Origin of the sequence: Pseudomonas syringae, assembly GCF_002157375.1 — a bacterium.
GTDB classification, from domain to species: Bacteria; Pseudomonadota; Gammaproteobacteria; order Pseudomonadales; family Pseudomonadaceae; genus Aquipseudomonas; species Aquipseudomonas syringae_T.
This window is the reverse complement of record NZ_MTSA01000006.1, coordinates 1-23,575: the sequence shown is the minus strand read 5'-3', so window position 1 is coordinate 23,575 and position 23,575 is coordinate 1. Positions and strand designations below refer to the sequence as shown.

At 58.9% G+C, this 23,575-nt stretch carries 21 protein-coding genes; 9 read left to right on the top strand and 12 right to left on the bottom strand.

The window, feature by feature from the left end:
• The first annotated feature begins 203 nt into the window (after positions 1–203).
• Together BW686_RS08810 and BW686_RS08805 are read left to right on the top strand one after the other, a co-directional pair.
• Positions 204–4,865 (top strand): deaminase domain-containing protein, encoded by a 4,662-nt coding sequence (locus tag BW686_RS08810; RefSeq protein ID WP_084915955.1) that lies wholly within the window; start codon positions 204–206, stop codon positions 4,863–4,865.
• 153 nt (positions 4,866–5,018) lie between these two features.
• Positions 5,019–5,921 (top strand): peptidoglycan DD-metalloendopeptidase family protein, encoded by a 903-nt coding sequence (locus BW686_RS08805; RefSeq protein ID WP_084915954.1) that lies wholly within the window; start codon positions 5,019–5,021, stop codon positions 5,919–5,921.
• 133 nt (positions 5,922–6,054) lie between these two features.
• Here BW686_RS08805 and BW686_RS08800 read toward each other — a convergent pair whose 3' ends face one another.
• The 5 genes from BW686_RS08800 to BW686_RS08780 all read right to left on the bottom strand — a co-directional run bounded on the left by BW686_RS08800 (position 6,055) and on the right by BW686_RS08780 (position 11,186).
• Positions 6,055–7,395, bottom strand: coding sequence for a hemolysin family protein (locus BW686_RS08800; protein WP_084915953.1), 1,341 nt, complete (start codon positions 7,393–7,395; stop codon positions 6,055–6,057).
• A gap of 97 nt (positions 7,396–7,492) precedes the next feature.
• Complete coding sequence (gene phoR / locus BW686_RS08795; protein WP_256898364.1) at positions 7,493–8,770, bottom strand: phosphate regulon sensor histidine kinase PhoR; 1,278 nt, start codon at positions 8,768–8,770, stop codon at positions 7,493–7,495.
• Positions 8,771–8,866: 96 nt separating this feature from the next.
• Positions 8,867–9,556, bottom strand: a complete 690-nt coding sequence (gene phoB / locus BW686_RS08790; RefSeq protein WP_004881608.1) for a phosphate regulon transcriptional regulator PhoB — start codon at positions 9,554–9,556, stop codon at positions 8,867–8,869.
• A gap of 155 nt (positions 9,557–9,711) precedes the next feature.
• Positions 9,712–10,602 (bottom strand): 4-hydroxybenzoate octaprenyltransferase, encoded by an 891-nt coding sequence (ubiA, locus tag BW686_RS08785; protein ID WP_084915951.1) that lies wholly within the window; start codon positions 10,600–10,602, stop codon positions 9,712–9,714.
• Complete coding sequence (locus BW686_RS08780) at positions 10,602–11,186, bottom strand: chorismate--pyruvate lyase family protein (RefSeq protein WP_084915950.1); 585 nt, start codon at positions 11,184–11,186, stop codon at positions 10,602–10,604. The genes ubiA and BW686_RS08780 overlap by 1 nt, the downstream gene beginning before the upstream one ends.
• A 185-nt stretch (positions 11,187–11,371) precedes the next feature.
• On the opposite strand from BW686_RS08780, the gene BW686_RS08775 reads away from it, so the two are divergent.
• The 5 genes from BW686_RS08775 (at position 11,372) to BW686_RS08755 (ending at position 14,432) form a co-directional block, all read left to right on the top strand.
• On the top strand, positions 11,372–11,539 hold the full coding sequence (locus BW686_RS08775; protein ID WP_003316106.1) for a rubredoxin: 168 nt from the start codon (positions 11,372–11,374) through the stop codon (positions 11,537–11,539).
• A gap of 42 nt (positions 11,540–11,581) precedes the next feature.
• The gene (locus tag BW686_RS08770) at positions 11,582–12,730 is read left to right on the top strand and encodes an NAD(P)/FAD-dependent oxidoreductase (protein ID WP_084915949.1); all 1,149 of its coding nucleotides are present in this window, start codon (positions 11,582–11,584) and stop codon (positions 12,728–12,730) included.
• Positions 12,731–12,917: 187 nt separating this feature from the next.
• Complete coding sequence (locus BW686_RS08765) at positions 12,918–13,193, top strand: HU family DNA-binding protein (RefSeq protein ID WP_084915948.1); 276 nt, start codon at positions 12,918–12,920, stop codon at positions 13,191–13,193.
• A gap of 248 nt (positions 13,194–13,441) precedes the next feature.
• Positions 13,442–13,882, top strand: coding sequence for a hypothetical protein (locus tag BW686_RS08760; protein ID WP_084915947.1), 441 nt, complete (start codon positions 13,442–13,444; stop codon positions 13,880–13,882).
• A 172-nt stretch (positions 13,883–14,054) separates the two neighbouring features.
• Positions 14,055–14,432 (top strand): SCP2 sterol-binding domain-containing protein, encoded by a 378-nt coding sequence (locus BW686_RS08755; RefSeq protein WP_084915946.1) that lies wholly within the window; start codon positions 14,055–14,057, stop codon positions 14,430–14,432.
• Here the strand turns inward: BW686_RS08755 and BW686_RS08750 are convergent, their stop codons facing one another.
• The 7 genes from BW686_RS08750 to BW686_RS08720 form a co-directional block, all read right to left on the bottom strand.
• Positions 14,433–16,394, bottom strand: a complete 1,962-nt coding sequence (locus tag BW686_RS08750; protein ID WP_084915945.1) for a DUF7844 domain-containing protein — start codon at positions 16,392–16,394, stop codon at positions 14,433–14,435. It lies immediately after the preceding gene.
• Complete coding sequence (locus tag BW686_RS08745) at positions 16,391–16,711, bottom strand: DUF2388 domain-containing protein (protein WP_084915944.1); 321 nt, start codon at positions 16,709–16,711, stop codon at positions 16,391–16,393. The genes BW686_RS08750 and BW686_RS08745 overlap by 4 nt, the downstream gene beginning before the upstream one ends.
• 38 nt (positions 16,712–16,749) lie before the next feature.
• Positions 16,750–17,055 (bottom strand): DUF2388 domain-containing protein, encoded by a 306-nt coding sequence (locus tag BW686_RS08740; RefSeq protein ID WP_084915943.1) that lies wholly within the window; start codon positions 17,053–17,055, stop codon positions 16,750–16,752.
• Positions 17,056–17,148: 93 nt separating this feature from the next.
• A complete protein-coding gene (locus BW686_RS08735; protein WP_084915942.1) occupies positions 17,149–17,466 on the bottom strand; it encodes a DUF2388 domain-containing protein in 318 nt (105 codons plus the stop codon).
• A 316-nt stretch (positions 17,467–17,782) separates the two neighbouring features.
• Positions 17,783–17,998, bottom strand: coding sequence for a DUF1127 domain-containing protein (locus BW686_RS08730; RefSeq protein ID WP_024675714.1), 216 nt, complete (start codon positions 17,996–17,998; stop codon positions 17,783–17,785).
• 320 nt (positions 17,999–18,318) lie between these two features.
• Positions 18,319–19,812 (bottom strand): acetyl-CoA hydrolase/transferase family protein, encoded by a 1,494-nt coding sequence (locus tag BW686_RS08725; protein ID WP_084915941.1) that lies wholly within the window; start codon positions 19,810–19,812, stop codon positions 18,319–18,321.
• A 151-nt stretch (positions 19,813–19,963) separates the two neighbouring features.
• On the bottom strand, positions 19,964–20,884 hold the full coding sequence (locus BW686_RS08720) for a LysR family transcriptional regulator (protein WP_084915940.1): 921 nt from the start codon (positions 20,882–20,884) through the stop codon (positions 19,964–19,966).
• A gap of 155 nt (positions 20,885–21,039) precedes the next feature.
• Between BW686_RS08720 and BW686_RS08715 the strand changes: the two genes are divergently transcribed.
• Both BW686_RS08715 and BW686_RS08710 read left to right on the top strand, forming a co-directional pair.
• Positions 21,040–22,221: an acyl-CoA dehydrogenase gene (locus BW686_RS08715; RefSeq protein ID WP_084915939.1), complete on the top strand. Its 1,182-nt coding sequence runs from the start codon at positions 21,040–21,042 to the stop codon at positions 22,219–22,221.
• Between the two features lie 9 nt (positions 22,222–22,230).
• Positions 22,231–23,454 (top strand): CaiB/BaiF CoA transferase family protein, encoded by a 1,224-nt coding sequence (locus BW686_RS08710; RefSeq protein ID WP_179149224.1) that lies wholly within the window; start codon positions 22,231–22,233, stop codon positions 23,452–23,454.
• Positions 23,455–23,575: the final 121 nt, after the last annotated feature.

The window sequence follows — 23,575 nt, the reverse complement described above, 5'->3', positions numbered from 1 at the left end:
GATACGCGTGCCTGTCGCTGCCTGCGCTCAACAGCGCGGCTGCTATGTGCGCAGGCCCCACTCCGTGGAGTGGAGCAGCCTACGGCTTGCAGTGGCGCTTCCTGCGTGACGCATACGTTTCTGCGTATTTCGCGCTGAAGCGGTTTTCTATTTAGTTTTTCCAGTCGCATGACTCATGCACACACCTACTGGAAAACACTTCAATGCCTTCACCTTCGCTTCAACCGCACACTGCCCATACGATCAGCCCCACGGCTCGCTCCGCGACGCTCGTCACGAAGCGTCCTGATCTTGACCTGTTCTGCCAGGCCCTGATCGGCCTGACGCCGGATGCCGAATACCACGACGACGCATTACTGAATTCGCTTAACCGGCAACTGACCGTTTTCGCGACAAAAACAGCGCTCGTCCTCAAGCTGGCCGCTTTGCCGAACGGCGGGTGGCCTGACGAAGCGTCGCAGGTCGAATGGTCTGCAGACATGTCATTTGAGGCGCTGGTAGACGCCTTGCCCAGGCTGGCCGCGCACGTCGTCAATCCTGATAACGAGCCCTGGCTGGACGCGGCCCTTCATGCCGCCATCGATACGCCGGGCATGCGCGCACTGTCGCTGGCAGACGGGATCAGGGTCGCATACCCGGCTCTTTCGCCGCAGTCGCTGATCGCACTGGCCACCGTGTTGCTCATGCCGTCGCTGCAGTCGAGCCGGAAGCTGAGCGAGTCGCTGCCCGGCACGCAGCGTCTCCAGGTGAACATCCCGCCTCTGGAAACCTGGAGTGCAGTCCGGAACGCTGACGAGCTGTTCACCCAATCGGGTATCGAGCTGCTCTGTGTTGCCAGCGGGCCAGACATCACATTGCGCTTCAAGCCTCGTGAGGTCTGGCATGCGCTGATACAGACTGCACAGTTTCAATCCGTATTTGCACCGATGCTCGCCAGCATGGGCTGGTACGGGGGCTGGCCTGGCGAGCGTGCCTCGCCGGCGATTACCCAGGCGTTGGCAGGGCGCGCAGTGATCGATCACTTTGTGGGCACGATGAAGGGTGCCAGCGAGTCTCTTGAAAGCGCCCTGCGACGTGGATGGGTTTGCGAACACAGCCATGTCGGTCTTCGTGACCGGATTCGTGAATTGATCCGGACCCACTGCAAGGAGTACAGAACAAGTACCGTTGACCTGCTGCATTACCTGTTTCTGCGCGAAACGATGCCAGAACTGTTGATCGAAGGTGTTCCGGACCACCTTCAATACGGGCGCTCACTGGAAAGTGTGGCCTTGCTGCATGGCGTCGCGCTGGTCGAAGCGCTGACACCCGGCCTCTCCGAGGCAACACCTTATGACGCGTTGATCAAGGTCAGTGCGGACCTGGCGCACTCCAGTGACCCCGGTGTCCATGCCTTATGGGCGCAGACGCTGATTATTCCTGCGCTGCGCTATGCCATCGCGCACGGCGCTATCGAATGGTCAGCGCATGACAACGTTCGTCAAGCCACCGCCGGCCAGATCACCCAGGCACTGACCTATCTGAAAGACCAGCAGGGCCTGCACGCTGATGAGTTGAACCGCCTGTTGAGTCTACAGCCTCCGGATCGACGACAGCTCGCGCAGCAGATGCTGAAAGACCGGGGTATTCCCCACTGGTTATGGGATCAGGGCATCCATGTCGACCGCTGGCCGGTATTGCAGAATGCGGGTTTTACCGTCGCCGCGTCCTACACGGTTGATCGACTGATGGCTGCGGGTCGACCTCACGCCTCGGTTGTGGAGCTGGTGATGATGGGCGAGGTGTACATCGACGGCTGGCCTACCGTTCCTGAAGCCTATGCGAGTGCGTTCGATCTGTTCCAGACGACATTGATGAGCGCACAGGCCAGTATCATCAGACGGCTGTTGTCCGAAATGTCGACGATTGACCGGCAGACGCTGCTCAACGCCACGTGTGAACTGAGTCGCGTACGATTCGACTCCCAGCAAGGGACGCAGGGGATTTTTATCCGCTGCCAGCCAGGCAACCACCTCGCTGACTTTCATGGTCACTCCGTCATCGAGCGTTTTTTCGAGCTGATTCCTGCATCAGGCGTCGTCAGGGAAATCCCTCAGGCGTTCACCTATGAAGTCGAGGATGTCACGTGGTCAGGCACTGTTTCGATCGCCGAGGCGTTTCACCGAAGGGATGAGCACCTGCGGCGTATCGAGCACGCCAGGGTCACGCCCTTGAGGCCGATGGACAGCGATGCTTATCTCACGGGGGCTGCCTCGCGCTCTTCGTCGGTTTACCACCAGCCGCAGCAGGGCACACTGATTCCTTCTGCCGAGTTGATCTATCTCGCCGAGGCTGACCCGTCGCGCCACCTGGACATTCTGGCGGCCAAGGCCGCGGCGCACGTGCTCGCCGACTTTCTTGAGCACAGCAAGACGTTGCATCGACACGACACCCAATGGGAAAAAATCTGGGCCAGAGAGCGCGAGTATGCCGATATCGCTGCGCGCCTGATCATTCCGTTCTACGGCTGCATCAAGGACCTGGCGTCCGGTGATCATTCAGCCGGCACGGTTGCCGGCTGTGCGATAGATACGGCGTTTGCGCTCATTCCCTTGGGGCAGTTCGCAGGGTCGACGGCCCGAATCGTCATGCGTGCGGGCGAAATGAGCGTCGAATCGCTTGCAACGCTGACGGGCGGGGCGTTGAGCACATTGGTGTCGGGCCTGGCGAAGCAGAGTGCTGTATTGGCGGTGCGTGACCTCGGCCGGTTTGCGCTCAAGACAGGTGTGTCTGGCTGGGCCGGGCTGTTGAATGAGGTGTCATCGCTGCGCACTGTTTTTTCGTCACCAAGCCTGCTTGAAAGCGGCGCTGGCCTCGACCGAGGCATGTATCGACTTGCCGGCAGCCTTGCAAGCCCGCTGGAGTCGAGTGGGGCGTCTCTGGACAGGCTGGCGAGGGTCGAGGGTCGAACGGATGTCTATGTGCGCAATGTCGGGACACCGGAACACCTGGATTTCAGGTTGCTTGATCCGCAATCCGACAGCGCATTCGGGAAAAGGCTGACGTCGGTTTCAGCCGGTCAAGCGATGGAGTTTTCGGTTTTATCGGTTGAAGAGCACGTCGGCCCCGAACACTACCCGCGCATTGCACCTGTAGCGTCGATAGAGAGCGGCATTCATGAAGTGCGTGTCGCTGAAAGCAGCCGTGTGCAGGCCATCGAAAGGGAGGAAGGCGTATTCGATATTCTGATCGATGATGACATTTACCACTTGGACGCCAATGCACCTGATGCAGCACTGCGCAAGCTGATGGTGGAAAAGCTGTCTTCACGTTCGGCGAGGTTGCAGGAGGTAGAAAATCGCTGCCGGATTCGCCGTGACCTGATACAGATCCCTTGCACCAGCGGCGTGAAACTGGCGACGCCAGCGCCCGAACCCTTTACCGAAGGCTCCGGCTCGCCCACCCGAACCGGCAAATACCCCAGTCGTGCAATGGCCGCCCGTGAGTTCGGCCTCTCCAGGCTGTCGTCCGGTAACGATGCCATCGACGTGTTTGTCGACGAGGGCAAGATCTGCAAGTGGGTAACGCCTTCCGAAGGCGCGTCTTCGAGCGTTGCCGCGCAGGTCGTGCCGCTCTCCGAGTCGGAGCGTGCGCTCTTTGCCCTGCCTGAAGCGCCGAATTACCTCACGGAGTTCCCGGGTGTGCTTTCTGCCGATGCACAGTTAGGCCTGCCGGAGCATTTTCCGCTGCAAGATGCCCAGTGGATTTATGAGCATGCCCCTGTGGTTCAACTGGGTGCCATTGCCTCTGGTGTACAAGACGCACGCGCCCTGCGCGGTATCCGGATGATTCTCGATGGCGGTGACTGGATTTTCATCGAGGCGGACACCGGGATGTTCTACAGGGCACGTACCCCGGCTGATGGCGCCCTGAGCCTGGCGTTTACTCGTGTCACGCATGCCGCCGACATAAATGAGTACATCAGGCTTTCCGAGCAATACCGCGTATTTCGTGAGCGTCCGGGGGCTTTGGCAGATCAGCAAAATATTGCACGGCTGCTGTTTGATTTGCTGGACGAAGAAGACAAGGTCGCGTGGGGTGTCAGGTGGAGCGAGGAAATCACGACGTATGACGAGTATGTGAGCGGGTGCCGTGCCCATCAGCAGAAAAACGAGCTTCTGGAATATGCCGCGAACATCCTGGCGGGCGAGGCCAGCCAGAAGAAATTCGTGGAACTGGCCAAGAACAGTATTGCTGATTTTCTTCGGATCACTGAGCGAACGGCAGAGGAAAAGGAAAGCGTCGTAGAAATCCTGAACACGCTGCTGCCGGTTCAGGAAAGCTCCGTGCCCGCACCTTCCGCAGCCTGGAACGCACTGACGGTCGAAAAGATAGGCACCTCAAAGGCTGCGAAATCGATTGCCAGGCAGATCAACGGAGCGAATCTTTCTTACATTGAAGTCGTGACCGAGGAGGAGCAGCGAATCGTCTACTACGCGCTGTCCGCCGGAGAGAAGGCTAGTGCTGTCAAACTACGTATTGATGTTGTCGGTGAGGCCGAGCAAGTGATCAATGGCGTGATCTATCGCGACGCGCGGGCGCTCATGAAGAACCTGCCACCTGATCCCGGGTTTACCAGTCTTCCGGTGATAAGGGACGCTGACACGGTCAGGATCAGAGAGTTTGGCCGCTATCATGACTCCGAGCGACTGATCGCGACCGTCATAAAACGCGACATGCAAGGGCGGTCGTTGCGGTCCATGAAGGTCTTCACCTTGATGGACACCTGCCGATCCTGTGGGGGCTTCGTGCTGCCCAGACTGAAGCTCGACTTTCCTGACGCCCGGTTCTCGGTCACGTTTCTGAGGAACTATGGGGCATCCTGAGCCTATTGTTTTGCGCAGTGTGACCGCCACACTGCGCAGTCTGACGACGGTGTGCTGACGCATTATCCATGTCTGATTGATACCGACCGGTCCTCTTCTACGTGCAACGCTGCTAGGCTTGGCACCCAGTGCCCTTGAACCCGATCCTTTCCGATGCTTGAACGCCTGCTCGTCCTGTTTGCCCTGACGTTGACCGTCCCGTCAGCGGGTGCCGTCACGATCTATAAATTCACCGATGCGGATGGCGTGGTGTCGTTCTCGGACCGGCCAACGCCCGGCGCGTCGGTCATGGTGTTCAGGGACCGCATGGTCGAGCGCATTGATCAGCAGGTTCACTTGAGTGTCAGGCGCGAACGAGGCGTACACAGCCTGTACGTACGCAATGATCTGTACGCCCCGGTCGAAGTCGAACTCAAGCTGTCCAGCGTGACCAACGTGCTGGGCGTGGCAGGTGCGTCAACCACGTTGCGCCGCACGATTCCGGCACGCAGCAACCAGCGGGTCGTGGTGTTGAGTCCCAAGGTTGCGAGCAAACCGATGAATTACGCATCGGTGCTGACGTCCACGCTGGGCGATCCGAAAGGCACCGTGCAGGCCTACAAGTATCCGTTGCCCTGGATCGGTGGCCCGTTTCGTCTCACTCAAGGGCCGAATGGCAAATACAGTCATTTCGGTATCAAAGGGCGTTACGCAATGGACATCGCCATGCCCGAGGGCACACCGATCATTGCGGCGCGTGGCGGTACGGTGGTGAAGATCGAAAACAACCAGTCGGGCCGTGGCTCGAATGCATCCGGCAACTTTGTGCGGATTCTGCATCAGGACGGCACGATGGGCGTTTATCTGCACCTGATGCAGGGTTCGGTGAGCGTCAGGGAAGGCCAGCGAGTCAATGTGGGCACTGCGTTGGCGCGCTCAGGCAATACCGGCAACAGCACCGGCCCGCATTTGCACTTCGTCGTGCAGCGCAACATTGGCAATGAACTGGTATCGATCCCCTACGAATTCGCCAGACCGGTACAGAGCCTGCCCAACTTTGCGGTGGGCGGGAATTAGCGCTGTTGATTGGCAGGCGGCGATTCTGAATGCCCTGCATCCGATCTTGAGTGTGCAGTGCTGCGCGGTGCGCGCGCGCAGCGTCACGGGGTGCATGCCAACGCAGAGCATTGGCACGATAACCCTCTAAGGCTCAATCCAGCTTCAGCACTTTGGCCAGGACGATTTTCGGGCCTTTCATCTTTTTGATGATGATGCGCAGGCCTTCGACTTCCATCTGCTCCTCTTCTTCCGGCACCCGTTTGAGGGTTTCGTAGATCAGGCCTGCCAGTGTCTCGGCTTCGATATGGTCCAGATCGATGCCCAACAGGCGCTCGATCTTGAACAGCGGTGTGTCACCACGCACTAGCAGCTTGCCCGGCTGATACGCCAGAATGCCGCGTTCTACCTTGCGGTGTTCGTCCTGGATATCGCCCACCAGCACTTCGAGCACGTCCTCCATTGTCAGGTAGCCGACGATCTTGCCATCAGCCTCTTCGACCACTGCGAAGTGTGCGCCGCCTTTGCGGAATTGCTCCAGCAACTGAGACAGCGGCATGTGCCGCGACACGCGTTCCAGCGGACGGGTCAGTTCGGCCAGGTTGAACGACTCTGGAATGTGATCCAGCGCCGCCAGCTCCAGCAGCAGGTCCTTGATGTGCAACAGCCCGACGAACTCGCCACGTTCGGCGTCGTACAGTGGATAACGGCTGAATTTGTGACGACGGAACAGGGCGAGGATTTCCTTGAGCGGCGCGTTGAAATCCAGAGAGACCATGTCTTCGCGGGAGTTGGCCCAGTCGACCACTTCCAGTTCGCCCATTTCGACCGCAGAGGCCAGCACACGCATGCCTTGATCGCTGGGATCCTGGCCACGGCTGGAGTGCAGAATCAGTTTCAGCTCGTCGCGGCTGTAGCTGTGTTCGTGGTGCGGACCGGGCTCACCCTGACCCGCGATGCGCAGAATGGCGTTGGCGCTGGCGTTGAGCAGGTAGATGGCCGGGTACATGAGCCAGTAGAAGAAGTACAACGGGGCGGCTGTCCACAGCGAGAGCAGCTCCGGTTTGCGGATGGCCCAGGATTTGGGGGCCAGTTCGCCGATGACGATGTGCAGATAGGAAATGATGAAGAAGGCGGTAAAGAACGACACGCCTTTGATCAGTTCTGGCGTGTCCACGCCCAATGCGGCGAGCAACGGCTCCAGCAGGTGCGCAAAGGCCGGTTCACCGACCCAGCCCAGTCCGAGCGAGGCGAGGGTGATACCCAGCTGGCAGGCTGACAGGTAGGCATCCAGCTGGCCGTGTACCTTGCGCAGAATGTGCCCGCGCCAGCCGTTCTTGTCGGCAATGGCCTCGACCTTGGTCGAGCGCAGTTTGACCATCGCGAATTCGGCCGCCACGAAAAAACCGTTGAGCAGAACCAGGAACAGCGCAAAAAGAATCATGCCGAAGTCGGCGAAGAGTGAAGACAGGTTGAAACTAGGGGAAGGGTCCATGATTGGGTTTTGCAGGGTCCGTATTGACAGGAAGAGGGTAATGTCGCGTCACAAGACGTCATGAACCCGGCAATGTAGCCGCTGAAAGCACGATTGCCTAGTCGTCGTTCGAGGGTTTGGACAATTGGCCGCTGGCAAAGTGGCAAGTAAATACGCTGCCCTTGCCCGGAACGCTGTTGATCTCGAGATTGCCGCGGTGGCGCAGCAGCACATGCTTGACGATTGCCAGGCCAAGCCCCGTACCGCCGGTATTGGATGCGCGACTGGTGTCGACCCGATAGAAACGCTCGGTGAGGCGCGGCAAATGCTTGGTTTCGATGCCGATCCCCGAATCCTGCACACTCAAGTGCGCGCCTCGTTCGTCAGCCCACCAGCGGACACGGATAACACCCTCGGCCGGCGTGTATTTGACGGCGTTGAAGATCAGGTTGGAGAACGCGCTGCGCAACTCGCTTTCGCTGCCTTTGAGGCGCATGTCGCTTTCGAGGCTGAGGTGGATCTGCTGGTTCTTGCTGCCTGACAAGGCATTGGCGTCCGCCGTGATGGTCTTGAGCAAGGTAGTGATGATGACCGGGTTGTTGTCTGAGGGGTAATCCGTGGCTTCCAGCTTGGCCAGCAACAGCAGGTCGTTGAGCAGCGTCTGCATGCGCCCGCCTTGCTGATGCATCTGTTGCAGGGCCCGGACCCAGCGCGGGTTCACGTCTTCCACGTTATCCAGGAGTGTTTCCAGGTAGCCGAAGATAACGGTCAGGGGCGTGCGCAACTCGTGGGAGACGTTGGCGACGAAATCTTTGCGCATCTGCTCCAGTTGATGGATACGGGTGACATCGCGTACCAGCATCAGATGTTCGTTATTGCCATAGCGGGTGACCAGCAACTGGATACGCAAGCGGTCGTTGGTCGGCGAGGGTATTTCCAGCGGTTCACTGTAATCGCCCAGCGCAAAATATTCCTTGAAACGCGGGTGCCGCACCAGATTGGTGACGGGTTGACCGCTGTCCTGCGGCGTCTTGAGGCCCAACAAGGTTTCGGCTGCGCGGTTCCACCATTCCAGGTTGCCCTCGCTGTCGAGCATGATGACTGCGTCGCGCAACGCTGCAGTGGATTCCTGAACCCGGTCGATGACTGCCTGCAGGCGACCGCGAACACGCTGGTCGCGGCGTTGCAGGTGATAGATGCTGTCGAAGACCTCACCCCACAGTCCATAGCCGTCCGGGGGCGGTTCGTCCGACTTGTGGCTGCTTAGCCAGTCATGCAGGCGCAGTAGCTGCTTCAGGGTCCAGGCCAGATACAGCCCCAGGCCGATGGCCAGGCTCCAGCCGTATTGTCCGCTGATCAGACCGACTATCAGGCAGGCAGTGACCAGCAACAACATGTGGCGTATCAGAGTGCCGTGCCAATTCTGATTCAATTAAAGGTAAATCCTTGTCTGATCCGCACTGCCCGCGTGTCTGCGCCGACGAAGCAGCTGTCAGCTTTTTGTGGAAAAGCGATAGCCTGTGCCGCGCACGGTTTGTACCAGATTTTCATACGCATCACCCAAGGCCTTGCGCAGGCGACGGATGTGAACGTCGACAGTACGTTCTTCGACATACACGTTGCCGCCCCAGACCTGATCCAGCAACTGGCCACGGGTGTAGGCGCGCTCCTGATGGGTCATGAAAAATTGCAGCAAGCGGTATTCGGTCGGCCCCATCTCTGCCGGCTTGCCGTCGATGGTCACACGGTGGCTGATCGGGTCCAGCAGCAGACCGCCAACTTCGATAGGGGCTTCGCCATCCGTCGGCCCGGCGCGGCGCAATACGGCCTTGAGGCGCGCGACCAGTTCGCGGGGCGAGAACGGCTTGGTGATGTAATCGTCAGCGCCCACTTCCAGGCCCTGGATCTTGTTGTCCTCTTCGCCCTTGGCGGTGAGCATGATGATCGGGATATCCCCGGTCAATTCGTCACGCTTGAGGCGGCGCGCCAGTTCGATGCCGGATGTGCCGGGCAGCATCCAGTCGAGCAGGATCAGGTCCGGCTTGCGGTCCACGATGATCGCATGGGCCTGCTGAGAGTTTTCGGCTTCAATACAGTCGTAGCCGGCCATTTCCAACGCAACGGCGATCATTTCGCGAATAGGCGCTTCGTCGTCAACGATCAGAATGCTCCTGCCAACCATGCTTGAACCTCTTGTCATTTAACTGTCTTGGGGCGCATTAGATAACGGAATTATTGCAGTCGTGTGACAGGTTTGAATGAGGCTAGCACGCTGGCCGTCTATTGAGGCCAGGATGGCTTTTTATTCAGGTTGGCAGAAGATGGCCCGCGCTGGCCTCAGCGCACGGCGTAGTCGGCCACAATACCGAGAAATATGGCCAGTCCGGCCCAGTGGTTGTGCAGAAAAGCCTTGAAGCAGGCGTCTCGATCACGTGAGCGGGTACTCCAGAACTCCCAGGCGAAGCATCCGGCGGCAACCAGCAAGCCCGCGTAAAAGCAGGCGCCCAGCTCGAAACGGGCACCGGCCAGTATCAGGCAGCCGAGCGCCAGGCCCTGTAGCGTCGCGATGATGACCCGGTCAGCGTCACCGAACAGCACGGCAGTGGATTTGACGCCGATCTTCACATCATCGTCGCGGTCCACCATCGCGTAGTAGGTGTCGTAGCCCACCGTCCACAGCACGTTGGCGATGTACAGCAGCCAGGCCGCGGCAGGCAGGTCGCCGGTCTCTGCCGTAAAGGCCATCGGCATCCCCCAGGAAAACGCGGCACCCAGTACCACCTGCGGGTAATAGGTGTAGCGCTTCATGAACGGGTAACTGGCCGCCAGGGCAAGGCCGCCGAACGACAGCCAGATCGTCGTCGAATTGGTGAACAGCACCAGCACGAAACTCAGGCCGACCAGCACCGCGAACAGCACCAGTGCCTCGCGTGAGCTGATTTTGCCGCTCACCAGAGGGCGTTGCTCCGTGCGTTTGACGTGGCCATCGACCTTGCGATCAGCGAAGTCATTGATCACGCAACCTGCTGCCCGCATCAGGAACGCGCCGATCACGAATATCAACACGGTCTTCAGTGAGGGCGAACCTTTGCCTGCAATCCAGACGGCCCACAGGGTGGGCCATAGCAACAGGTAAAAACCGATGGGCCTGTCGATCCGCGTCAGCTGAATGAAGTCCCAGGCCCGCGGGCTCAGACGGTTGAGCGATTTAAGCAGTGACAGGTACATCAGACGTGGTCCTTATGGTGAATCGCATTGCACAGGGCAGGCAGAAAGACTTCGGCGACCAGCACGCTCAAGGCGCCGCGGCTGAAACGCGAGCGGCGCGCCCAAAGAGGTGATGCCTGTGCTGACGACAGCGTCGAGGCAGCTTTGGCGTTGGGCAGCCAGCTTGTCGGGTAATGACACACCTGGAGTGTGCCGCGCGTGAAGGCGGGGTCGCTGAACAGCAATTCACCCAGCGAGCGCGTGCCCAGCCGGTCCATATGCAACCCGCCATCCTGCAAAGCGCTGCGGGCGGCTACGCTGCGAGCGAACACCCAGTGACAGCCGTTGCCCTGCAAGTACACTTCGCGAACCCAGCCCTCGCTGTCCGGTGGCAGTTCCAGCGCTACACATTCATCGAGTCGTAGCGGCTGCCAGCCTTCGAACAACGGGAGGACGCTGAAACCGCCGTCAGACAGACGGTCAAGCCGGCGCGTGAGCGATTCCTGATGGAACAGCCAGTCGAGAATCGCAGGCTCGGGCGCATCGATCAATTGCTCTCGCAGAAGCCAGATCGGACTAACGAATACGGGAGGATGCTGGGTCACGGTAAGTCATTTTCGACAGCCAACGAGGCCGCGAGCTTAACATGATTGAAGCCCCCCACCGACGGCCGGCAAAACAGCTCGTTATGGATTCAGGCTTGCATCCGGCACTGCCGATCAGTACAACGCCCCTTCAGACGGCAAACGACCGTTATACAACTTCAGCCTGATAGTCGAGAGAACCTGATATGAAGAAGTGGCAGTGCATAGTGTGTGGCTTGATCTATAACGAAGCTGACGGCTGGCCTGATGACGGGATCGCGCCCGGTACGCTCTGGCAGGATGTGCCGGAAGACTGGATGTGCCCGGATTGCGGTGTTGGCAAGATGGACTTTGAAATGATTGAAATCGGCTGATCGTGCCTGAAGGTCAGGCGTATCCATGAATAGGAAAGAACAATGAGCGCACCTGTCGTCATCATCGGCACCGGCCTTGCGGGCTATAACCTGGCTCGGGAGTTTCGCAAGCTGGACGGTGACACCCCGTTGTTATTGATCACCGCCGATGACGGCCGCTCCTATTCCAAGCCGATGCTGTCCACCGGCTTCGGCAAAAACAAGGAAGCCGACGCATTGAGCATGGCCGAACCTGGCGCTATGGCTGATCAGCTCAAGGCCGAAATCCGTACGCATACGCGGATCAGCGGCATTGATCCGGGTCACAAACGCCTGTGGATCGGTGAGGAAGCGGTGCATTACCGTGACCTGATACTGGCCTGGGGCGCCGAGGCCATTCGCGTGCCGGTGGAAGGTGACGCAGACGATGCGATTTTCCCCATCAACGACCTTCAGGATTACGCCCGTTTCCGAGCTGCTGCGGCCGGTAAACGTCGGGTTCTGATTCTGGGGGCGAGGCTGATCGGCTGCGAGTTCGCCAATGACTTGATGCTGGGCGGCTACGAAGTCGACCTGGTGGCGCCATGCGAGCAGGTCATGCCGACCTTGCTGCCTCTCGCCGCTGCGACCGCGGTCCAGAGCGGTCTTGAAAGCCTGGGCGCACGTTTCCATCTAGGCCCGGTGCTGACACGTCTGAATCGCGACAGCGAAGGTTTGCAAGCGCATTTGTCTGACGGACAGGTCATCGATTGCGATCTGGTGGTGTCCGCTATCGGTCTGCGTCCGCGCATCGATCTGGCGGCGGCTGCGGGTTTGCAGACGGGGCGCGGCATTCTGGTTGATCGTCAGTTGCAGACGTCTCACGCCAATATCCATGCGCTGGGCGATTGCGCCGAAGTCGACGGCCTCAACCTGTTGTACGTGATGCCGCTGATGAGCTGCGCCCGCGCGTTGGCCCAAACGCTGGCCGGCACTCCAACGGCGGTGAAATACGGGCCGATGCCTGTCACAGTAAAAACGCCAGCCTGCCCGCTGGTGGTTTCGACGCCACCGCGCGGGACTGCTGGCCAATGGCATATCGAAGGGCAGGGGAGTGACATCAAGGCGCTCTGCCGCGACGCCGATGGCAATCTGCTGGGCTATGCGTTGACAGGAGCGGCCGTTATGGAAAAACTCGCACTGAACAAGGTTTTACCTGCGTTATTGGCATGATTTCGACGCATTTTGTCGGATAGTCGCTATATTTCCGTTCAGAAACCTCGTTCATGTACTGGCGCGGGCCAGTCCGGCATGACATTCTCATTACTGTCTGCCGCGACGTAGAGCCGTCGCAGCGCCTTGTAGCCGTTTGTTATAGCGGCGCGGGACATAAAAACAAAAACCGTAAAAGAGGCTTCATATGCGTAAACCAGATCTTGCAGCCGCTATTGTTGAAAAAGCGGATCTCACCAAGGAACAGGCCAAGAAAGTCCTGGATGCCATTCTCGAAGAAATCACTGGCGCACTGCACCGTAAGGACAGTGTCACGCTTGTGGGCTTTGGAACGTTTCTGCAACGCCATCGCGGCGCGCGTACTGGCAAAAACCCACAAACCGGGGAGCCGGTAAAAATCAAGGCAAGCAACACCGTTGCCTTCAAACCGGGGAAATTCCTGAAAGACAGCGTCAACCCTTGATACGTTGGTGCGCGCCTTCGCAGGAGGCGCGCACCTGACAAGCGGGCACACTCATCAGATGGGGTGCCCGTTTTGATGTGTGTCATGTGGTACGGATAACATACCTGTGTCATCTGTGAGAATTGTCCTACTCGATTTCGTACAACTGCCTTCCTGAAACCCAGCCCTGCCTGACTTCTTCTTATTGTCCGATCCCCTAGAGTGCCGCCCTTGCTGTACCCCTCAACATTACTCTTGGGAAATCTCGAATGAAAAAGCTATGGAAGTGCGCTGCCGTTGCAGCTCTGATCGCTGCAACCAGCGGTTGTGTCAGCTACAACGTCAGCCAGCCAAGTGCTCCGCTGGAAGGCACGGTCAAGACTGACCTGAAAGCGGACATCAAGGTCGGTGGCGCCATCAGCGGTGAATCCTCTACCAACGTGCTGTTCAACGTCCTGAGTTTTGGCGGCGATACCCGGTTTGCCGATGGTGTGGCCTACGGTGGCTCGAGCGGCGGTGGCCTGGGCCTGGCGTTGCCCGATCCGGTATCGACAGCCAAGGCCGCTGCTGCTTACAAAGCGGTCAAATCTTCGGGAGCCGACCTGATTGTGGCGCCGCGCTACGAAGTCAGCGTTCAGGACTACTTCATCTTCAAGAAGGTCAACGTGAAAGTGACCGGCAGCAAAGGCAGCATCAACAGCATCCGCTGATGTAACCGTGATGCTGCTTCCCGCGCGAAGCAGCATTGTGGTGTCGAAGGAGGCTTCGTGTGTCGATCTCCTTCGATATGTATCTTTCCATACAGGTTTTTGTAGGTAAACCGCTACACTGTCATGAACACCACGATCCCGACGACGGGGTCGGGTTCGAGCCGAGGCCTGTATGAAATTTCGTTTTCTTTTGTGGATGTTGGGTCGGCTCATGGCTCGCGCCAGTCGAGACAATCCTGATTTCCAGCAGCAGTTGGCTGGCAAGAACCTGACGTTCCAGTTGCAGACTAAAGACGGTAAAGTTGCACGCCACTTCGTTGTGGAGGAACAGCGTATTCGCAGTGCGACCGGTACGGTTGCCGAGCCTGCCTTTGCCATCGCGTTTCGTGATGCAGCGTTTGGCTTTGACACCTTGCAGGCGAAAAACAAACAGTTGGCCTTCATGAGGGGCATTCAGGACAAGGACATCGAGATCAAGGGCAACCCGGCCCTGGTGATCTGGTTCCAGGGCCTGACCAAATACCTTAAACCCAGGAAGAAAAAGGCCTGATCACGGCAGTTGCAAGCCGCCTGCCGCCTTGTGCAAGGCACGAAGGTGTTCGCCCATCTGTTTGAGATTGGCTTCGTTGGCCGCGATTTCTTTGGCTCGGTCAGGCTCCAGCAGTGCGCGCACTTCCTTGTCGAGATCGCCTGTCAGCCGCTTGAGCTGCTTCTGGCGCTGGCTGCTTTCCGCTTCAAGGCGCTGCCATTCGCTCGCCTGCGGCAAACCGTAACCGCCACTGCCCAGCAGTTCGGCAGGGCGACTCAGGAACCCGCTGCCGGCAAGTATCTCCTGCAACGTAGTCGTGGCCTTTGAGACCCTGCCGTCTTTCAGTTCCCGCGCTCCGAGGTAGCGTTGCTTCACTTCATCCTGTGCCAGCAGCAACTGTCGACGCAGACTGGCTTGTTCCAGCAGAAGGATGGCCGCACTGGTCTGCAGGTCGGCCTTCTCGAACCATTGGCTGCGTTCGCTCGCCGGTAGTGCCATCCATTCTTCTACGGTGTTCTGCTTGATGGGCAGATGCTTCTTCAATACCTCAAACATTGCCTGGTAGCGGTCACGGTACGAATCGAATCGATAACCCAGACGCAAGGCTTCCTTGGGGTCGTCCAGTACGCTGGTATCTGCCAGGCCCCGGCCTTTCAGAACCTCCAGCAAACCGTTGGGCAGAATGCTGTCCAGACCAACCAGCTTGGGGTTGTGCGTGCCGCTGCGCAGCAGCTTGAGGTTTTCAACTGCGCAATTGTTCGAGAGGAAATAGTAGTTGCCGTCGTAGCTCCAATGCATCTCGGCGGCATGCTGGACCAACCCTTCGATTTCCGGGCGGGACAGTTTGATCGGCACGGACGCGAGGCTTCGCAGTTCGGTCTTGGTGTACTCGTCGATCACCTGGGCCAGCGGCAGCACAAAAAGCCGTGACGGATAGGCGCCCATCAGGCCGTCCCAGCTTGAAAGCTGAACGTCGCCGACAAACGCCCGGTAAGACAGCACCAGATGCTGATCCAGGTCCAGGCGGCAATCCGGCCCTCGCGGACGACCCGGTTTGCAGATCACCAGGCGCAACATGCTGTGGCCCCAACGGCTGGCCCAGTTCTGATTGGCCTCGGCCAGCAGATAATCAACCGCATAGACCCGCTCCGGGTCCAGCTTGCCGAGCGGTTCTCGACCGAAGTCGCTGCCGGCGTTCAGGTACGGGTAAAACGTCGGGCATTGCGCCTGTGCTGCGGGTGCCCAGCCAAAGCGCTCTTTGTAGTAGGCATAGAGCGCCGGGCGACGACAGGCATAGGCCGGGTCGAGCAGAAAGTACTCCATGTTGACCGCCACGAACTCCAGCGGGCTGGTGGTCTCGTAAATATCCGGGCTGCGGGCAACCTGACCGTTATGTTCCTCGCGCTCGCCGCGACGTCCTACATATTGCTGCCAGCCTGCCAGGTCCAGCAGGCGCGGGTCATCGCTCAAGGTAAAACGTCGGTCGGTCTGACCGCGACAGTTGTCCGGAAGGCCGACCTTGCCCAGTGAGCTGCCACGCGATGCGCAGCGGAATATCAGGGTCCGCTCGCTCGGCGACCACAGACGTGAGCGGTCATACACATGAGTCAGCTCATGCAGAACGGTAGCGAGCAGTTCCCGGCGAACCGTGCCGTGTGGACGGCCTGTCTGGGCGGTGGCGGCGGAGCCATCGGTCAACGAAGGCAGCAAATGACTGTTGAGGTATAGCTGATAAGGGCCGGCGGCCTGGCCGTAGGCATTTTGCGGCATGTCGCCGGACCAAGTGACCTCGACGGTTCTGTCCAGCGCCTCGACGAAGCTGGGCGGTAGCGCCCGCATGGCTTCGTCGAGCAGCGTCTGACTGGCTTGCTGTTGGGCGGCATCAAGACCGTCGGTATGCAGTTCCAGCTTCAGGCTGGCAAAGGCATGCGTTCCGGCCAGCGACAGCGCGCCAGCAAGCAGCCAGGCGCACAGTCGCCTCACAATGCGAGGATTGCTTCGGCCAGGGTCTGGTCGCTGGCATCCCGTGCTTCCGGCACACGGGTGCGGAGCGTATCGAATGCAGCGTCGAGCTGCGCGCCGTGGATATCGCCACCGCTGGCGACGTAGCTTGCGGCATCGTCCTTGGCCTGAATCACGACCTTGGAGTCACGGATCGAGGTGGTGGTGTCAGAGGTGAAGTCGATGGTACGGCCGAACGCACGAACAATGATGTTGCTTGTGGCTACAACGGTCTGGGCCTGAGCAAGGTCGGCCAGCAGTAGCAGGCCAAGGGAAGCAGCAATCAGCGGGGTACGCATGTAGTGACGTCTCCAGTTACGCAAAGAGGGGAAAGTGGCTATTGGACGAGGATTGCCTGCGCCAGTTCAAGGTCGCTGGCGTGAAGTTTTGCATCCGACTGGCGTAGCGCGCGCAATGCCGACTCGAGTCTGGCGCCTAGCATGTGCCCGTCGCTGGCAACGAACGCAGCGGCATCATCCCGAGCAGCCACGATCAGCTTGTTGTCGAACGGGGCCGTCGTGACCTGACTGGTGACATAGCCGGTTTTTACCAGGCCTTGTGTGGTCGTATCGAACGCTTGGGCCTGGCCGGCAAACGCCAGGCTGGCTAAAGGTGCGATAAACAGAAGGTGCAGTAAACGCATGACTTTCACGAAGCGGCAAAACAGGCGTCAAGGCTAGCGTAATGCTCCGGCCAGAGCTACCCCGGCCGGATCACCGATGACGGTGACAGTGTGTCAGATGGTCAGAATGGCCTGAGCCAGTTGGCCATCGGTGGCTTGCAGTTCAGGCAGTTGCTGGCGGATGTGCTGCAGTGCGCTTTCCAGTCGGGCGCCACGGATTTCGCCGGAGCTCGCCACGAAGCTGGCGGCATCTTCACGTGCCGCCTGAACGATCTTGTCGTCCTTCAGGGAGGAGGACAAATTGGAGGTGGCACGGGTCGATGCGTTGAATGCGTCAACCAAAGCATCAGTGGTCACAATAAAGCTGGAAGCGTTTGCGCCGGCTGCGGCGGTCAACAGGAAGGCAGCGCCAAGGTTACGTAGCAGAGACATGATCGAATTCCATTGTGGACAAAAGGGCACAGGCTGCTTGCGAAGCCAAAGGGCTGAGATAGACCGCTAGACTATCCCACCGACGCCACGCTTGTCATGGCAGTCGATAGCTGGACATCGCGTGGTGCGCAGCATGGGTGACTGTATCTGCTTTTTTTGAAATCTTAAAAACTGTACTGCTGCGCCTTAAGGTCCGCTAATAAATGGCGGCCCGAAAACGACAAGACCCGCCTCAGTTGCCTGAGTCGGGCCTTGTGTGAAGCAATTCGGAGTGCTGGTGGGAGACCTTGAAGGCCTGGGACCAGCAAGCGCTAACTTAGCGCCAGAACGGCTTGCTCAGCTCTTCGTAACGCTGGGATTCGCTGATACCGGCGTCAGCCAGCAGGCGTGCATCCAGACGAGCCAGTTGATGACGGCTGGACAGGCGACGCTGCCAGAGCATCAGGTTGGCGAATACGCGCAGAGGCAAAGAAGCTTTTGCAGTGTTGACGGTGCTTTCGCTGAACAGATCGGAACTGAGTGTACGTTCCATGGTGTGACTTCCTTCCGCTTGTGGCGGGATAAGTGAGTTGCTTGACTGGTGCCCATTTTCCTCGCACACGTCCAGATTCCATAGGCACAGTTCACTTGTATTGTGCTGGTTCAGTTAACTGTGATTGGGCACTGTTTTGTTCATAAATGGGGCAACTGTACCGGTCAGCACTCTTGTGGTGCGTTTTGTGCTCGATTGTGGTGAATATCGCCTTCTTTGGCAGTTTTATGACCGGTACAGAAGTACAGTTTTTTGAAAAGAGCAGCAGGTCAATCGGCACGTGATACAGAAAACCGTTTGCTCGCTTGAAACTGTCCTGCTCAGGCCGGCAGCATGCGTCCGGTCTCTTCCAGGTTGATGTGCCAACTCAGTGCTTCGCGCAGGATGTGTGGCGTGTGTCCGCCCAGCGCGCAAGCGGCGCTGAAGTAAGTCTCAAGCGCGTCTCGATAGTCCGGATGCACACAGTTGTCGATGATCACTCTGGCGCGTTCGCGTGGCGCAAGGCCTCGCAGGTCTGCCAGGCCCTGCTCGGTGACGAGGATGTCGACGTCGTGTTCGGTATGGTCAACGTGACTGACCATTGGCACCACGCTGGAAATCGCACCGCCCTTGGCAATCGACTTGGTGACGAATATCGCCAGGTGCGCGTTGCGAGAGAAATCGCCGGAGCCGCCGATCCCGTTCATCATGCGCGTCCCGCAAACGTGAGTGGAGTTGACGTTGCCGTACAGGTCGAACTCCAGCGCGGTGTTGATTCCGATGATCCCCAGGCGACGTATAACTTCCGGGTGATTGGAAATTTCCTGTGGGCGCAACACCAGCCTCGACTTGTAACGGTTGAAGTCGGCAAAAACTTCAGCGTGCTTGGCGGCGGACAAGGTCATGGAGCTGCCTGAAGCGAAGGTCAGTTTGCCGGCGTCGAACAGGTCGAAGGTCGAGTCCTGCAGAACCTCCGAATACATGGTCAGGTCGTTGAACGGCGATTCCAGCAGCCCGTGCATCACGGCGTTGGCGATGTTTCCGATACCTGCCTGCAGGGGCATCAGCTTGTCAGTCAGTCGTTCTTCGCGCACTTCCTTCTTGAAGAACTCGACCAGGTGATTGGCGATCGCCTGAGTGTCGACGTCCGGTGGCGTGACAGTGGAGGGCGAATCGGGCTGGTTGCTGATGACAATGCCGACGATTTTTGCCGGGTCGATCTTGACGGCATGGCTGCCGATACGCGAGTCAGCCTCCAGCACCGGAATGGGCAGACGGGTAGGTCGATAGCTGGGAATGTAGATATCGTGCAACCCTTCGAGCTCCAGCGGCTGAGCCAGGTTGATTTCCACAATGACCTGTTTGGCGAGGATGGCAAAACTGGCCGAGTTGCCGACTGAGGTGCTGAGCACCAGATGTCCGTCTTCGGTGATCGCGACGCATTCGATGACAGCAAGGTCCACCGCTTTGATCTGTCGATTGCGCAACAGCTCAACCGTGTCGGACAAGTGCTGGTCAATGAACATCACGGTGCCGTTGTTGATGGCCTTGCGCAGTGTGCTGTCGACCTGAAAAGGCATGCGGCGGGAGAGCACGCCGGACTCGGTCAATTGCTTGTCCAGGTCATTGCCCAGGCTGGCGCCGGTCATCAGGCTGATTTTCAGCGGTGTCACTTTGGCGCGCTCGGCCAGCGCATGGGGCACAGCCTTGGCTTCGCCTGCGCGAGTGAAGCCGCTCATACCGACGGTCATGCCGTCTTCAATCAACGCGGCAGCATCGGCTGCGCTCATAACCTTGCTCATCAGGGAAGGCAGGCGGATACGGTCAGGGTACATGGGGTTCTGTCTCTGGGGTGGCAGCAAAGCGACAAGTCTAGTGCGTTGAGCCAGGTTCGTCCTGCTACCAAGGTCGCATTGGAGGGCTCTAATTGGGGGCTTTCAACACAAAACACTGTTACTCGAAATGTAAAAAGCCTGCGCGTCCGTGTTACCGGGGTGCCTGACTCTTTTCCTGAGGCAACTGATACTCCCGAGCCTGATCGACCAGCCAGTCTCTAAACGCAGTGAGGGAGGCTGACTCGACTTTACGCTCGGGAATCATGAGGTGATAAGCCTTGTTGCTGGGCAGTGATTGAGGGTTTGCGATCACCAGGCGCTGTTCGCGCAATTCGCGCTGGATGAGAAAGGGCGGGATCAGTGCCACGCCCATGTCGTGCATCGCCGCCTGTGCCAACATCGAAAACAGCTCGTAACGAGGCCCTGTCATGTCGCGTGCGACGTCCTGGCTTTGCGCGTTGAACCATTGGCGCCATGCGTAGGGTCGAGTGGTTTGTTGAAGCAGCGGCAGCTCGGCCAGATCGCCTGCGGTCAGGCTATCCCGACCCTCCAGGAATGACGGGCTGCACACGGGCATGGAGTTCTCGCCCATCAGCCGGTGTGATTCTGTGCCGGACCAGTCGGCGTCGCCAAAATAGATGGCGGCATCGAAATCGGTGTCGGCGAACAGGAACGGGCGAGTGCGGTTGGTCAGGTGAACGGTGACATCCGGATGCTTGTGCTGGAAGTCTTTCAGGCGCGGCAACAGCCATTGGGTGCCGAACGTGGGAACCACCGCCAGCTCGATCGCGTTGGCACCTTGCTGGCCCATGACCGAGAGCGTATCGCGCTCAACGGCGTCCAGTTGCTGGGCAACGCGTCTACTGTAAGACAGCCCGGCCTCGGTCAGCTTTACGCCGCGTCGAGAGCGTCGGAACAGTTCGATGCCCAGAAACGCTTCCAGCCCGCCGATTTGCCGGCACACGGCGCCTTGGGTCAGGGAAAGCTCGTGAGCCGCTTTGGTAAAGCTTTCATGCCGTGCAGCTGCCTCGAAACTCACCAGTGCGGTCGTGCTGGGTATCTTGCGTCTCATGTACTTTCTTCTCACTGGTTTTTTCAGTGTGGCGCGGTAATCGGCACTCCGGAGTGAGAAATTAGCACAAGGGATTGATAAAACCTCGTTTGTCGCGGGGTTGAACCGGGGCTAGGATCGTTACAGGATTTTTCAGCTGAATATGAGGAACGGGCATGAGCGGCAAGGCAAGCTTCAACTGGATCGATCCACTGCTGTTGGACCAACAGCTCACCGAAGAAGAGCGCATGGTTCGCGACACGGCAGAACAGTTCGCCCAGAGCAAGCTAGCCCCGCGCGTGCTGGAGGCGTTTCGACACGAGAAAACCGACCCGGCCATCTTCCGTGAAATGGGTGAGGTGGGGCTGCTGGGTGCGACGATCCCCGAGGAATTCGGCGGCAGTGGTTTGAATTACGTCTGTTACGGGCTGATCGCTCGTGAAGTGGAGCGCATCGATTCGGGCTACCGGTCAATGATGAGTGTGCAGTCCTCGCTGGTCATGGTGCCGATCAATGAGTTCGGTACGCAGGCCCAGAAAGAGAAATACCTGCCCAAGCTGGCATCGGGCGAATGGATTGGCTGCTTTGGCCTGACCGAGCCCGATCACGGCTCTGACCCCGGCGCGATGATCACCCGTGCGCGGAGTGTCGAGGGTGGCTATCGTTTGAGTGGCAGCAAGATGTGGATCACCAACAGCCCGATTGCAGACGTGTTTGTGGTGTGGGCCAAAGATGATGCGGGCGACATTCGCGGTTTCATTCTTGAAAAGGGCTGGGCCGGGCTGAGCGCTCCGGCCATTCATGGCAAAGTCGGTTTGCGTGCGTCGATCACTGGCGAGATCGTCATGGATAACGTGTTCGTGCCCGAGGAGAACATCTTCCCGGACGTGCGCGGTCTCAAAGGCCCTTTTACCTGCCTCAACTCGGCACGCTACGGTATCTCCTGGGGTGCTTTGGGGGCGGCGGAGTTCTGCTGGCACACCGCGCGGCAATACACGCTCGATCGGCAGCAATTCGGGCGTCCGCTGGCGGCCAATCAGCTTATACAAAAAAAGCTCGCGGACATGCAGACCGAGATCACGCTGGCGCTGCAAGGTTGCCTGCGCCTGGGTCGCATGAAAGACGAAGGCACAGCTGCGGTAGAGATTACCTCGATCATGAAGCGCAACTCCTGCGGCAAATCGCTGGATATCGCGCGCATGGCTCGCGACATGCTGGGCGGTAATGGCATCTCGGACGAGTTCGGTATTGCAAGGCACCTGGTCAATCTTGAAGTGGTGAACACCTATGAGGGGACGCATGACGTGCATGCGTTGATTCTGGGACGTGCGCAGACCGGTATTCAGGCTTTCTATTAAGGAGGGCTGATCATGGGGGCGCTTTCACATATCCGAGTGCTCGACTTGTCGCGCGTTCTGGCCGGACCTTGGGCCGGGCAGATCCTTGCCGACCTTGGGGCTGATGTCATCAAGGTCGAGCGTCCAGGCAGTGGCGATGACACCCGCGCATGGGGGCCACCGTTTCTTAAAGACACGGCCGGGCAGAACACGAGTGAGGCGGCGTATTACCTGTCCGCCAACCGTAACAAGCAATCAGTCACCATCGATTTCACACGTCCCGAAGGGCAGAAGCTGGTGCGGGCGCTGGCGGCGAAGTCCGATATCGTGATCGAAAACTTTAAGGTCGGTGGGCTGGCGGCTTATGGGCTGGATTACGAGTCGCTCAAGGTCGTCAACCCGCGACTGATCTATTGCTCCATTACCGGGTTCGGGCAAAGCGGTCCTTATGCAACGCGTCCGGGGTACGACTTCATGATTCAGGCACTTGGCGGCCTGATGAGCCTTACCGGTTTGCCGGAGGGTGAAGAAGGTGCAGGCCCGGTGAAAGTCGGCGTCGCGCTGACCGATATTCTGACCGGCCTGTATTCGACGACGGCCATTCTTGCTGCTTTGGCTCACCGCGATCAGAGCGGTGCCGGCCAATGCATTGATATGGCATTGCTGGATGTGCAGGTGGCCTGCCTGGCCAATCAGGCGATGAACTACCTGACGACGGGGGTAGCGCCGGGGCGTCTGGGCAATGCCCATCCCAATATCGTCCCCTATCAGAGCTTTCCGACTGCGGATGGTGATCTGATCCTTACGGTCGGCAATGACAGCCAGTTCAGAAAGTTCGCCGAGGTGGCGGGGCAGTCGCAGTGGGCAGATGATCCGCGCTTTCTGACGAATAAGCTGCGAGTGGCCCATCGCGCCGAACTGATTCCGTTGATTCGACAGGTCACGGTGTTCAGGCCGACGGGGTGGTGGGTGACAGCGCTGGAGGCGGCGGGCGTACCCTGCGGGCCGGTCAATGATCTGGCCCAGGTGTTTGCTGATCCGCAGGTCGTGGCTCGCGGGTTGGCGATTGAGCTTCCCCATTTGCTGGGTGGCAGCGTTCCGCAGGTCGCCAGCCCGATTCGCCTGTCCGAAACACCCGTTGAGTATCGCAGGGCGCCTCCCTTGCTGGGGGAGCATACCGACCAGGTATTGCATGACCTTCTTGGGTTGCGCAATGAAGAGGTTGCGTCGCTGCGAGCAAGCGGGGTGTTGTAGCTATATAGAAGAAGGCACTTTAAGACGCTTCTCTATATAGCTACGGGCCGTGACTGGCTAATTTTCGGGTTTTTGAAATTAACGGTTGACGCCCTCTGTGATCTGTCTATAATTCGCCCCA